Origin of the sequence: Rheinheimera sediminis (genome assembly GCF_004005375.1) — a bacterium.
Classification (GTDB): domain Bacteria; phylum Pseudomonadota; class Gammaproteobacteria; order Enterobacterales; family Alteromonadaceae; genus Pararheinheimera.
The window spans coordinates 89,296-102,968 of the sequence record NZ_RZUF01000002.1 but is presented as its reverse complement, the minus strand read 5'-3'; the positions used below and the strand labels follow the sequence as shown (position 1 = coordinate 102,968).

Below are 13,673 nucleotides of genomic sequence, written 5' to 3'. Positions count from 1 at the left end.
GCACTGAGTGGACAGCTGTTGCTTAGTTGTGGCTCAATCAGAACTTAGCCGCGAGATTCTGGCGCATCCGCCACCGAATCTCTTTCAACCAGTTGGGGAATAAACAAATGAGTGCGGTTTTCTGGTTCTATGCTGGTGTCGCTGAGTTGTATCGCCAGTTTGGTGGCGTAACTGGCCATTTCTTCCACCGGATAATGCATAGTGGTTAAACGAGGGCGGCAGGCGCGGCTGACGATTAAATCGTCAAAACCTATCACTGACACATCTTCAGGCACGCGCAGGCCTGCGGCGAACAAGGCGTGAATAGCGCCTATGGCCATTAAGTCGTTGTAAGCCAGCAATGCGGTGAATTGAATGCCTTTATTCAATAAAGCCTGTACTGCTTGCTCTCCACCTTCCATATTGGCGGTGGATTCTTCAATAGCTGCTTCGGCTAAGTGTAAACCGGCCAGTTTTAGTGATTCCCTAATACCCTGCAAGCGAAAACCCGGGTCGCCGTTTTGGTAAATACTGGTGATCACTGCAAAGTTTTTATGGCCTCTATTGATCAAATAATCTGTGGCCTGACGCGCGCCAGCGACGTTATCCAGCCAGACACAGCGGTTGGCAATAGCTGGCATATAGCGGTTGATCAGCACCAGCCCTGGAATCTCATTGGCCAGTTTCAATAAGGTTTTTTCATCTGAATATTCGCTGTGCAGAATAATGGCCTGACAGTTGTGATCCCGAAGCGAATCTATAGCTTCCTGCTCTGATTTGGTCTCGTATAACGAGTTACTCATCAGCAGTTTGTAGTTATTTTCACGTGCACCTTTTTCGACCCCGCTGGCCAGGCTACCAAAAAATGGCATCGACAGTTTTGGTGTAACCACGCCCAGCGTATTGGTGGTTTTACTGACCAGAGCTCGGGCATTGCTGTTCGGTCTGTAGCCTAACTCAGCTATCACTTTTTTCACCCGCGCACGGCAGGCTTCACCCACCTGATGACCATCGTGGATCACCCGGGACACTGTAGCTATCGACACTCCTGCTACTTTTGCAACATCTTTAATTGTGACCATAATTTTTTCTTTTTTTATTGTGTGCTTGTCAACCGCGAACTAAATGGACTCGGAACCCTGATTTTGTTTTTTACTGGCGAGGAGCGCAGAACTGATCTGCAGACAACTTCGCGCATCCAGATGATAACTTCTCAATATCAGCAAAGAGCACAGGGCAAAGATCATAGTACCCAGCGCTAAAATAGCCCGCATAGCGAACATACTGTCCGGGTTTTGTGCAGCAGAGAGTTGAGCATCAAAACCAATAAAATTCAGCGAAAACCCAGCCAGCAGTAAAGCCAGAGCAGCGCTCAAGCTGGTGACCCAGCTATGAATAGCAACAAAAGCGCCCTCACGACGTTGGCCATGCTTTAATTCATCTTCATCACATAAATCCGCCATCATAGAGGGGATTAACATGGTCATAGCTGTCCAGACCCAGGTACAAAGCAATGCATCCAGCCAAATCCAGCCATAGCCTTGGGGCGTAAAAATAAACCATTTGCAAAGCCCCCCAACCACAGTCAGAGCATAAATCAGCTGCAGAGCTTTTATTTTATCAATTCGAGAGGACAAAGCTGCAATAAGCGGCACAGTCAAAAAACCAAAAGCGGCATAGGCCATAGACAACCAGCCTTTAAAAATGGAGCCCTGAGCTATATCACCGTCGGCAATAAAATACACCAGCAGGTAATAATCCATACTGGCAGTAAAAGCGCCGCCGGCCATCTGCAACACAGTTAACAGCAATAACACCCGTAAGCCCTTGTTTGTTCTCAGCGTTTTTAAGCTTTGCTTTAAAGTAACAGGCGGGAAAGTCACAGCAGAGCGATGCACCACTTCTTTGCTGTAACAAGCAGCCAGAGTGCCCAAAAGGCCAAAAATAAATAAAGCCACCCCCCAGCCAACATAACGTATACCGACAAAAACCGAACTGAAGACCGCCAGCTGTGCCAACGGAAACAACCACTGGTAAAGCAAAGACCCCAACTTCAGAAAATAAGTAGTAAAGCCCATAATTTCAGTACGCTGATGGTAATACGGGCTCATTTCATAAGATAAACAGGTCATAGGCACGGACATAAAAGTGGCCGCTATATAAAACAGCAGAGAAAAAACCACAAAATACATTAGATGTGCTAACTCGCCCCAACCTGAAGGCACCATCCAAATCAAACCAAAAAACAGACAACAAGCCCAGCTTGCCAGCAGAATAAAAGGCCGTCTGCGGCCAAAACGGCTTTGATGATGATCAGATAAATGCCCAACCCATGGGCCTAACAAAGTGCCAAGCAACAGAGGTAAAGTGAGAGCCAGCCCCAGCAAAAATGGGTCTACCCCTAAGGTCATCTGATAAAACGGAATAGCCAATGCACTGACACTTTGCTGGGCAAAAAATATCGCAAAAAAGCCAGCGCCAAGCGCCAGCTTTTGTGTTCCTGACACAGCAGTCGATTTTACTATCGAAGCAGAAGTATCAGACCTTGTGCTTTGGTGCAGTGGCTTTGCCATAGCACTCCTGTGCTGAAGATGAAATGCAAGAGATTATATACACAAAACCGCAAGTGCGGGTGCTGACACCGCCAGTTCATCTGGTTGAAATAATCAGCTCAGATATTCGTCATCCATTATTAACACCAAGCAGGCGACCATACTTTGGATGATCAGCAAAAATAACAGTAGGGGCGGGGTTTATCCCCGCCCGTCTACGATTTAATCGAATGCCCGAACCATTAAGGCTTTTGGATTAAACTCACTTCCGCCAGTTCCACACCATGCCAGCCCCTGGCTTCAGCTGGGCTGTAAGCGCTTTGATTAAACATCAGCTGTATACCTTGTAACTGCTGCAGCTCATTGAGCTTTAACCCTAAGCCTTGCTCCACATTTGGCGCATAGACCGGCATAAACATGGGGTAAGCCTGGGTCATCAGCGTTTGGGTTTGCTTCAATTTATGCAGAGGAATTAACAGATACTGCCAGTCAGTGCTCACTTTCAGCTCTGTGCCATAGGCTATACCGTCTTTATCCAATAAAGCGAAGCGTAGCTGTTCCGGCTGTTTAACAGCACGGATTTTTAGCGCCACAGTGTCATAGCCTTTCAAATTGCGTTGCAGCAGACTGTTATCAGCAGACAAAGTGGTTTTAAGTAGTGCTGCAGCTTGAGCTGTTTCCAAAGAATCCACCCCCAGTTGCAAGGCTAAACCTGCACCTGAACTGTCGGCCACAACACGTTGAGTGACAGTAGCATCTTTTGGATAGAGGCTATTTTGTCTATCCAAAGTTGCATCAAACAAGGCTACAGGCTGGCCTTGTGGTTTCAAAGCCATAGTCCAGTACTGTGCTTTGCTGACAAAATCCCAATCCTCTGGTGAGCCTGCAGCTGCTCCAGGGAAAGTCTGTTTTTTGCCCTTAGCTGTAACCACGACGGCATATTCCAGCAGACCAGTCTGAGTCCAGTCTTTTGGTATAGCCAACTGATAGCGACCACTGACATCAATGCTCTGCTGCATATCAAAAGCGGTAAACTTATTGTTCCCAAGATAACGTAACATCAGCTGGACTTTTTCAGGCTTCACTAAAGCGCCTATATCCACCTCAAAATTAAACGGGTCGCCCACCTGGCTTTGACGCTGATTCTGATGCACTAAAGCCAGCTCTGTCGATTGCGGTTTGGGCAGATAAAAATCTGTCTCTACTTTATTAGCATACTGCTGTACCAAGGCTGCTTTGGCGGTCAGTAAGTACACACCGGGGCGCACTGTCACTTCGCCGTCAACGGCAGATGCAGTTGCGGTATTACCACTATTTAAGCCCGTGAGCTGATAGCTATTGCCCAAATCAGCAAGCCTCAGCTTCAATTGCTGAGCTGCAGGGTACAACCTGCCTACTTCCCGGCTTAAACTGGAGTTCTGATAAGGATCCTGTAAAGTCAGTAAGTCGGGGTAGACTTCCAATCGCCAGACGCCATCCGCTACTTTATCGAGGAAATAAGCACCGGAGCCGCTGTATTTCGCTACAGAGGATGAACCAACACCGGCAATAGCTGTCAGCTTAGCTGCAGCTTTTGGCTCCGTTTTGGTGCTGTTGCTATAAAAAAACTGCCTAGGCGTATTCAGCACCGACAGATCCTGCTGATAATCCAAAGTCACAGCACCGAAGCTGTTGCTGGTCGGATAGTCCGCAACCTTTTCAGCACGCTTTTGCGTACGGAATACTTCAGCGGCAATTTTTAAGCTGATAGCTTTAGAAGGTGTATACAACAGGTTCAGATGATGAGTGTTGTATTCAGAGTTGGTATGAGCCACAGCCGCAGCATCGTATGCAAACTGAGTGGCCCACTGAAACCCTGCTTCACGAAAACTGCGCGCCATAGCCGGGAACATCACAGAACTTGCCACATCAGCTGCGTCAAACTCGTAGATCATTTTGGCTTTAGTAGCGCACTGACTGATAGCCGTAAAAGGATTGGTGTAGTGAGCAACAGCTGGCAACATATTGGCCAGAATAGTACTGCCTTTAATCAAGCCTGTCGGATACCACTGATAAGACACACCATCTATGCTGGTATTGCATAGGGCTTTAGCAAAAGACTGATCGTTCCCCTGCTCACTAGTGTTGTAAAACAAAGGTTTAGTGACACCAGCTGCACGAATGGTACTGATTAAGTCTTCAACATAAGCCGCACTTTGTTCTGGTTTGATTTCGTGTTTGGGTTCGTTAAAGATCTCAAAGGCAATGATATTGTCGTCTTGCTGATAGCTTTTACCCGTTAGCGGATTGACGTGCTTAAACAGCTGGGTCAGATAGTTTTTCTGCGCAGCAATAGCATCTGGTGACTGGTTCATCTGGCTTTTGCTGTAAAAAGTCGAAAAGCCATATTCCACCGGATCCGGCTCAGGGTAACCACTGCCCCACCAGCCGATAGGCGTAATCACCACCTTGATGCCTTTTTCTTTTAACCTCAGCAGCAGGTAATCGAATAACTGCAGGTGGATATTGTCCAGTAAATTGCCCTCTTTATCGGCCAGCAATCTGTCCCATAAATGCACGCGATACGCATCCAGCCCTAAACGGGCAATATGATCCACGTCCATGTCGATGGCAGCGCGATGATCTAAGCCAAGACGCTCAACAGAGCGATAACCATAAGCAAAAGGCACACTGTAATTCACACCAAAAAGTGCAACTTCAGAACCGTCCTGCCACTGCAATACACCATCTTTTACAGAGACTGGATTGACTGTTACAGCTGCACTGGCAGCGACGCTAAAAAGCGCTGCTGCTGTTGTGCTAAAAAGGGCCTTTGAAAGAAGATTCTGTTTCATTGTTACCACCAGGCAATATAAAAGGCCGCCACAATGAGAGTGATCAACACTGCATAGAGATTAAAGCTTGGTCGGGTGTCAAAACTGATATCACGCAGTTCCACTGCCTGTGGATGTTTGCCCTGACGCTGGAACAAAGTCACCAGTACAGCTAAAGCTAAACAGCACAGGAAAACTAAACCTACACGGTCCATAAATGGCATTTCTGGCAAAGTCACTTTGAAAATCCAGCTCAGCACAGCAGAGCTGATAGCTGCCACTAAAGCGGCTGTGGCTGTAGTGCGGGCCCAGAACATACCTAATAAAAACAGTACCACAATGCCTGGAGTAAAGAAGCCGGTGAATTCCTGAATATACTGGAAGGCCTGATCAAATTCGCCCAGTAATGGCTTCGCAGTAAATACGGCAATCACTAAAGCCACCAGACTCACAACACGGCCTACTTTGACGTAATGCTGCTGGCTTTGTTCTTTCTTAAATTGAGAGTAAATATCCATAGTGAAAATGGTTGCGACACTGTTGGTCATAGAAGCCAGGCTCGACAAAATAGCTGCCACTAAAGCGGCAAAAATCAAACCTTTAATACCCGAAGGCATCATGCTCAGCAGTTGAGGGTAAGCCTGATCTGGTTTGCTTAAGTCCGGTAACAGCAAGACTGCGGCTATACCTGGCAATACCACTATCACAGGCATTAACACTTTCAGGAAGGCCGCAAATACAATGCCCTTTTGCGCTTCAGCTAAGTCTTTGGCTGCTAAAGTACGCTGAATAATGTATTGGTTAAAACCCCAGTAGCTCAGGTTCATAATCCACATACCGCCAATCAGCACCGAAATACCAGGCAGGCTGACATAATGTGGGCTGTCCGATGCCAGAATCATATCGAACTTATCCGGTACTTCCGTCAGTAAACGGTCAAAACCAGCCCACAAACCATTGCCTGCGCCTAAAAGTTCCAGCGACATAAAAGACAGGAACAAACCACCGCCGACTAGTAATACCACCTGAATAATATCGGTATAGGCAACAGCTTTTAGCCCGCCATACAAGGAATAAGCTACAGATAAAGTAGCTAATATCAGCATACTGGTGGTCATATCCACACCAGTGACTGTATTAATAGCTAACGCACCTAACCATAAGACTGCGGTTAAGTTGACAAAGACATAAACCGCCATCCAGAACAGCGCCATAGTGGTGCGCACTCTGTTGTCAAAACGCTGCTGCAGGAACTGCGGCATGGTATAAATCTTACGTTTGAGGAAAATTGGCAGGAAGAACTTACCTACCAGTAACAGCGTGATAGCTGCCATCCATTCGTAAGCCGCTATCGCCATACCTATGGCATAACCAGAACCCGACATCCCAATAATTTGTTCAGCCGAAATGTTAGCTGCAATCAGCGATGCACCAATAGCCCACCAGGGTAAGGTATTACCAGCCAGAAAATAGTCATTCGTGTCTTTATCATGTCCCTTTTTTTCCCGGGAAATAAAATAAGCCAGTCCTACCAGCCCCAGCACATATATGACGAGGATCGTCAAATCTAAATTACTTAAGGTCATACTAATCCTTACCCTGTTCTACCCATAGCACTTGTCACCGCATCACTGTTCATCATGTTCTGCAACGCCAATCAGCCGGAGTATCTATTGTTGTTATGGTTACCAAATTTTAGTTAACTGAATTTATACACTATTTGTTGCTGATACAACTCACCTGCTTTGAGCTGAGTGCTCGGGAAGCCAAGTTGATTAATAGCATCAGGCCAGCCTTGAGCTTCCAGACAGATCCCTTGTCGTGGTGCAAAAGGCGCAGTAAGGAAGTTCCCGGTATAGAGCTGTAAGCCAGGCTGAGTGCTAAGCACTTCAAGCTGACGTCCGCTTTGACTGGAACTTAACACAGCCATCAATTTTAACTCTGCCGCTTCCGCTCCTTGCCAGATAAAGCAATGGTCAAAACCCCTGGCAAGCGCAAGCTGCGGATCCTTCTGCCGCAGTGCAGGCCCGACTAATTTTGCTTTGCTAAAATCAAAGGCAGTCCCAGTCACCCCTCTGCGCTCGCCAGTCGGAATTGCGCTGGCATCCGTTGGCAAGTAATGCTGAGCAGTAAGCTGCAACTGGTGATCTTCAATAGAACTTCCATCGCTGTTTAAATTGAAATAACAGTGGTTGGTTAAATTCAGCAGCGTATCTTTCGTGGACAAGGCCAAAAAGGTCAGCTCCAGCTGTTTGTCAATTATCCGCAACTGCTGCCAGACCTGCACAGCGCCAGGATAGCCCTGATCGCCATCGGCAGAGCGCAAATACAATTGCACCGAATCAGGCTGTTGTTTCAGCACCTGCCAGTGCTGGCGATTAAAACCAGTGATGCCCCCATGCAAGTGATTGGGACCATTATTGCAATCGAGCTGATAGCTCTGGCCATTGAGTTCAAAACGGCCATTGGCAATGCGATTGGCAACACGGCCTGCGGTAGCGCCCAGATAGAACTGATCTGTTTGATAATCTGCCAGTTGCGGATAATTCAGCGTCATTTCCTGGCCATACAAGCGAATAGAGCGGATTGTCGCCCCAAAAGGCAACAACTCCACATCCAGGCCAGTGCCTTTCGTTAAAACTATTGGGGTCTGGTTCATGCAAAAATCTGCTCTGCGCCCTGACTGGCGGTACAAACAAAAATACCTGCGGTTAAACCGGTTTGAACCGGATAGTCGCGTTCAACCAAAGCGCGGATCTCATCGACTCTGGCCTGTGGCACTAAAGCGACCACACAACCACCAAAACCACCGCCAGTCATCCGGACACCACCAGTCTCACCCAGAGCCTTGCCAATCATTTCCACCAGCGCATCTATGGCAGGTACAGTGATTTCAAAATCGTTTTTCATCGACAAGTGAGATTCAGCCATTAAACGGCTTAACAATTGAATGTCGTGCTCAGCTAAAGCTTTAGCTGCCAGCTCGGTACGATCATTTTCAGTGATCACATGGCGGGCGCGCTTAGCTACTACTGGGTCCAACTCATTCTGCTTAGCCGCAAAGGTACTCCAGCTGACATCCCGTAAGGCTTTGACGCCGAAAATGCGCGCCGCTTCTTCACACTGACGACGACGAGTGTTGTATTCGCTGTCGACCAGGCCCCGTTTTACATTGGAGTTAATAATCATCACGGCCATATCTGTCGGCACTGAGACAGGGGTGCTGTCTAAACTACGGCAGTCGATCAGCAAGGCATGATCAACTTTACCTTGCGCAGAAATCAGCTGATCCATGATGCCGCAGTTGCAACCGACAAAGTGGTTTTCTGCATGCTGACCATTGAGTGCATTGTCACGGCTGGAGAGTTCAACACCAGCTAAGGTGCTGTAGGTCAGGCCCAGGGCAACTTCTAAGGAAGCTGAAGAGCTTAAACCTACACCTTGTGGCACATTGCCGCTGATGGCTAAATCACAACCGACCAGAGTAAAGCCTTTTTGCATCAGGCTATTGGCCACACCACGCACATAGTTTGCCCATTGGTATTCTGGGTGTTTATCCAGCGGAAACGTCAGTTCAAATTCATCCACTTGCTGCTGATAATCCAGCGCCAGCACACGAACTTTGTTGTCGCTGCGCTGTGTTGCCACAACCACTGTGTCGTAGTTAATAGCGCATGGCAAGACAAAACCATCGTTGTAGTCGGTGTGTTCACCAATCAGATTAACCCGACCCGGCGCTCTGAACACAAAGTCGCCCTGAGTCTGATAATGTTCGGCAAATGCCTGTTGTACTTGTTGCACTAATTCCATCTGTTTTAAACCTTGCTCTGCTGTTTGTAATGCACAGGGCTTTGCTGTTTTAAGCGTTCAGCGGCCTGCTCAGGAGTCATATCACGTTGGGTTTCAGCCAACATTTCGTAGCCCACCATAAACTTTTTGATGGTGGCAGAACGTAATAGCGGCGGGTAAAAATGGCCATGCAATTGCCAGTGTTCGATGCTTTCTGCAGTATCAGCGCCAGCCTCGTTATGATAAGGCGCACTGTGCCAGCCCATGGAATATGGGAAAGAACACTGGAACAGATTGTCGTAGCGAATGGTAATTTGCTGCAGAATATCGGCCAAAGCAGCTTGCTGCTCTGGGGTTAAGTCTTCCATCCGGCGTACATGAGCTTTTGGCAACACTAGGGTTTCAAATGGCCAGCTGGCCCAGAATGGCACTACAACCAGCCAGTGGTCGTTTTCAACCACAGTGCGCTCGCCACTGTGTTGCTCAAGCTCTGCATAATTTAATAACAGATTTTTGCCATGTTTAGCTAAATACTCGCGCTGTGCTGTGTCGGCTTTAGCGGGTAGGGTCGGCACTGTGCTATTGGCCCAGACCTGACCATGAGGGTGCGGATTGGAACAACCGTTAATAGCGCCTTTGTTTTCAAACACCTGCACCCAGTTATAGGTTTTGGATAAATCCTGATACTGACGGATCCATTCTTCCACTATATTCTGAATCTCAGCGACGCTAAGCTCAGGCATGGTCAGACTGTGATCAGGTGAATAACAAATCACTCTGCTGGTACCACGTTCGGCTTTTAATACAAATAAATCATCGTCTGAGCGCTGATAAAAAGGCGTATCTGCGGTTAAAGCGGCAAAGTCATTGGTAAAGACATAAGGCTTTTTATAGTCAGGATTCAGGTCACCGGAAATTCGGCTGTTGGTTGGACATAAAAAACAGCTATGATCATAAGACGGATTTTGCTCAGTAGCTGCGGTTTCAATCTGCCCCTGCCATGGTCTTTTTGCTCTGTGTGGCGACACCAGCACCCAATCTCCCGTTAAGGGGTTGTATCTGCGGTGCGGATGATCTTTTGCATTAAATTCAGACATCTACTACTCCAACCTTGTTCTTAATTCTTCGGATAACCCTGCGGGTTTAATTTCTGCCAATTCCAGCTATCCGCCACCATTTGATCCAAACCCCGCTCCGCTTTCCAGTTGAGCTTTTCAGCGGCTAAAGACGGATCACCGTAATAACAGCCAATATCACCCGGACGACGCTCAGTCACCTGATAGGCAATCAGCTGACCTGAAATACGACGGTAAGCGTCGACCATTTCCAGCACAGAAACCCCCTGACCAGTGCCTAAGTTAAACACATGAAAACCCGCGCTCTGATGCAAAGTTTCCAGGGCTTTGACATGGCCTGAAGCTAAATCACAAACATGGATATAGTCCCGCACGCCCGTGCCATCTGGCGTGTCGTAATCATCACCAAACACAGATAAATGCGGTCGGCGGCCTATAGCCACCTGATTAATAAAAGGCATCAGGTTATTTGGAATACCGTTTGGATCTTCACCAATCAAGCCAGATTCATGCGCGCCAACAGGGTTAAAGTAACGCAGCACTATGGCGCTAAAATCAGGTTGAGCCACCACCAGGTCCGACATGATCTGTTCAACCATCAACTTAGAACGGCCATAAGGACTTTCAGGGTGAACCGCAAAATCTTCCCGTATCGGTGAGGAAACTGGTTCGCCGTACACAGTGGCAGAAGAGCTGAACACCAAGGTTTTTACCTGGTGCTTTAGCATCACCTGCATCAATAAGCCTGAAGCGCTGACATTATTTTCGTAATAAAACAGTGGTTTAGCGACAGATTCACCGACAGCTTTGGAACCGGCAAAGTGAATGACTGCATCAACTTTCTCAGCAGCAAAAATAGCAGAAAGCGCTGTTTCATCACGGATATCGGCCTGATAGAACTGGATACTTTGGCCTGTTAGTTGTTCGACCCGCTTTAATGCCTCCACACTGCTGTTGCTCAGATTGTCGACTACCACCACCTGATGGCCACAATTGAGTAACTCCAGGCAAGTATGAGAGCCGATATAACCAGCGCCGCCCGTGACTAAAATACGCATACTGTTATTCCTTGAAGTTAAAAACTAAAGCTTCACTCTGGATAGCCAGCGCTTTTGAACTGGCTTCAAGCTTAGCTTTATCAAATTCAGCACCTAATTTCACTAAAACAGCAGCTTTGCCTTGTTCAGTAAAAGCAGGTTCAGGGTTAATGATTTCAATATCGCCACTGGTGTTAAATTCAATGATTTGGTTATTTAAAGGCACAGTCTGGCCGTTTTTATCCAGTACCTCTGCATAAACAAACACCAAATCACCGGCCACAGGCGCCACACCACTGGTATCTATGGTCAGCTTTAAGCTGGCGGCAACATCAGCTGTGCTCACCTGATGAGTCGCCACTTCTTTACCTGCAATATAAGCTTTTGCTACTAATTGACCTGCTTTGAACTCTTTTAAATCAAACTCAAAAGGTGGATGCGCTAAATGGGTAGAAAATTTATCTGCCGATGGCTTATTACGGCTGACTAAAGCGCCATTTAAATACAGTTCCACTTCTTCAGCATTACTAAAAACACGCACTTGAGCGCTCGAACCCAGTTGCCATTCACTGGCAATAAAGACCATAGGGCCAGACTGATACTTGTCTGAGTGCTCTGAAGCCGGACGCTGACTCTGGTAGAAGTAGTAACTGTATTTAGGCAAACGGTAAATACTCATCACACCCGACGCTTCCAGATCATTGGCATAGCCTCTGTTGTAATCAAACATTACCCAGTAGCCGTCGGCGTAGGCTGGTGTCGTCAGGTTGTCGTTATGAGCTTCCTGCACATTGCGGGCTTGTTGCAACAAACGCGCTTCACCGTGGCTTAATAACTGACGACTGGTGCGGGCTTCTTCTTTTAGATCGGCCCAACTGTCCTGATTCAAACCCGCATTTTGTGCATAGTATTCCCAGTCGCCGTATTCAGACACATTGTAAGGCTGGGTTGGAGTTTCATAGTGCATCTGACGGTGCTGACGTGCTTGCAAATACATATCGTACCCATACTGCCAGCCTGCAGAATAAGCGCCCGGCAACTCTTGTTTGACTGTGTTATGCAAAGTCGCAACAAATTCATCCGGCATAGCAGATTCATTCAGTGAACATTCCCAGGCCAAGACACTGGCATGGTTACGGTCACGACGAATTAAATCACGGCAGGTCTGAATAATCTGAGCACGGAAAGCCTCAGTCGGCTGATAATATTGCCAACCTAAAATAGCGTTGATCAGCACCAATCCCAGCTCGTCCGCTGCCTGCATAAAGGCTTTGGAATGCGGGTAATGTGATAAACGCACATAATCAAAACCAGCTGATTTAATTTTTACCGCATCCCGATAATCGGCCTGAGGCGATATAGCATAACCTACATGAGGGTATTCCTGATGACGGTTTACGCCGCGTAAAAAGGTGATATCGCCATTGATCAGCAACTGGTGCTTGTCGTTAAAAGCAAAACTGCGAATACCTATCTGTTGCTGCTGACGCTCAATCACCTCACCATTTTGTTTCAGTACTGTGTGCAAACTGTATAAAAACGGACTGGCAGGGCTCCATAAGTTGGGCTTGGTGATTGTGAGCTGTTGCTGTTGGTCCAGTTTAGCCCCAGCGGCCAGTTGAATAGGGCCTGAGCTGACTTCTGTCACTAACTGCTCACCGACAAAGAGTTGCTGCACGAGTTCGAGTTCTGCGCTTGCTGCTGACTGGTTTGCCAACTGGGTTTTTACCGCAACTACAGATTCTGCTTTATCCACTTTTGGATAAGTGACAAAAATACCGCCACCCGCTACTTCATTCGCCAGCATTTCGTCTGTGATATGGACAGGGTTTTTAATCAGTAAACGTACATCGCGGTATAAACCACCGTAGGTATTAAAATCAAGCTGAGCCAAAGGTTTAGGCCCTGTCACTTCGTTGTCTCTGTTATCCAGTTTGACCTTGAGCTGATAAGTTTGACCTGCTGTGACATAAGGCGTTAAATCAATAGTAAATGGCAAATAACCGCCCAGATGTTCGCCAATCTGTTTATCGCCTAACCATATTTGCGCATGGTTCATCGCCGCTTCAAAGCGGATAAACAGCTGCTTGTTTTGCCACTCTGGCGCTATGGTCAGCGACTTTTGGTACCAGGCAAACCCCTGCCATTGGTTATTCACCAGCAAAGGTTCAATTTGTGGCGTATGAGGTAAACTCACCTGCTGCCAGTCTTCTGGCTGAGCCGTTAAGTCTGCAGACTGACTTTTGTAAAACAACCAGTCGGCATTTAAATTCTGCTCTGTTGCTACTGCAACTTTCGGTGACTGCTCATCCTTAGACGATTCGGCAACAGGGCTGCAGGCGAACTGCAGCAGCAACGCCAATACAGCCAGAGATTGTATTAAGTACTTCAACACTGGAGAATTCCTTTTAATATGCCTGTTTTACA

General features: G+C 47.3%; 9 protein-coding genes. All 9 read right to left on the bottom strand.

Annotation, left to right across the window (positions count from 1 at the left end; genetic code table 11):
• Positions 1-44 precede the first annotated feature (44 nt).
• The 9 genes from EMM73_RS01560 to EMM73_RS01520 all read right to left on the bottom strand — a co-directional run bounded on the left by EMM73_RS01560 (position 45) and on the right by EMM73_RS01520 (position 13,641).
• Positions 45-1,061, bottom strand: a complete 1,017-nt coding sequence (locus EMM73_RS01560) for a LacI family DNA-binding transcriptional regulator (protein WP_127684706.1) — start codon at positions 1,059-1,061, stop codon at positions 45-47.
• Positions 1,062-1,100: 39 nt separating this feature from the next.
• A complete protein-coding gene (locus EMM73_RS01555; RefSeq protein ID WP_127684705.1) occupies positions 1,101-2,552 on the bottom strand; it encodes an MFS transporter in 1,452 nt (483 codons plus the stop codon).
• A 221-nt stretch (positions 2,553-2,773) separates the two neighbouring features.
• On the bottom strand, positions 2,774-5,365 hold the full coding sequence (locus EMM73_RS01550; RefSeq protein WP_127684704.1) for a cellulase family glycosylhydrolase: 2,592 nt from the start codon (positions 5,363-5,365) through the stop codon (positions 2,774-2,776).
• A gap of 2 nt (positions 5,366-5,367) precedes the next feature.
• Positions 5,368-6,930 (bottom strand): sodium/sugar symporter, encoded by a 1,563-nt coding sequence (locus EMM73_RS01545; RefSeq protein ID WP_127684703.1) that lies wholly within the window; start codon positions 6,928-6,930, stop codon positions 5,368-5,370.
• 113 nt (positions 6,931-7,043) lie between these two features.
• On the bottom strand, positions 7,044-8,003 hold the full coding sequence (locus tag EMM73_RS01540; protein ID WP_127684702.1) for an aldose epimerase family protein: 960 nt from the start codon (positions 8,001-8,003) through the stop codon (positions 7,044-7,046).
• A complete protein-coding gene (gene galK / locus EMM73_RS01535; RefSeq protein ID WP_127684701.1) occupies positions 8,000-9,154 on the bottom strand; it encodes a galactokinase in 1,155 nt (384 codons plus the stop codon). The genes EMM73_RS01540 and galK overlap by 4 nt, the downstream gene beginning before the upstream one ends.
• Positions 9,155-9,159: 5 nt before the next feature.
• Positions 9,160-10,230 carry a UDP-glucose--hexose-1-phosphate uridylyltransferase gene (locus tag EMM73_RS01530; RefSeq protein WP_127684700.1) on the bottom strand — a complete coding sequence of 357 codons (1,071 nt, stop codon included), beginning with the start codon at positions 10,228-10,230 and terminating at the stop codon, positions 9,160-9,162.
• Positions 10,231-10,250: 20 nt separating this feature from the next.
• On the bottom strand, positions 10,251-11,267 hold the full coding sequence (galE, locus tag EMM73_RS01525; RefSeq protein ID WP_127684699.1) for a UDP-glucose 4-epimerase GalE: 1,017 nt from the start codon (positions 11,265-11,267) through the stop codon (positions 10,251-10,253).
• Between the two features lie 4 nt (positions 11,268-11,271).
• On the bottom strand, positions 11,272-13,641 hold the full coding sequence (locus tag EMM73_RS01520) for a glycoside hydrolase family 2 protein (RefSeq protein ID WP_127684698.1): 2,370 nt from the start codon (positions 13,639-13,641) through the stop codon (positions 11,272-11,274).
• Positions 13,642-13,673: the final 32 nt, after the last annotated feature.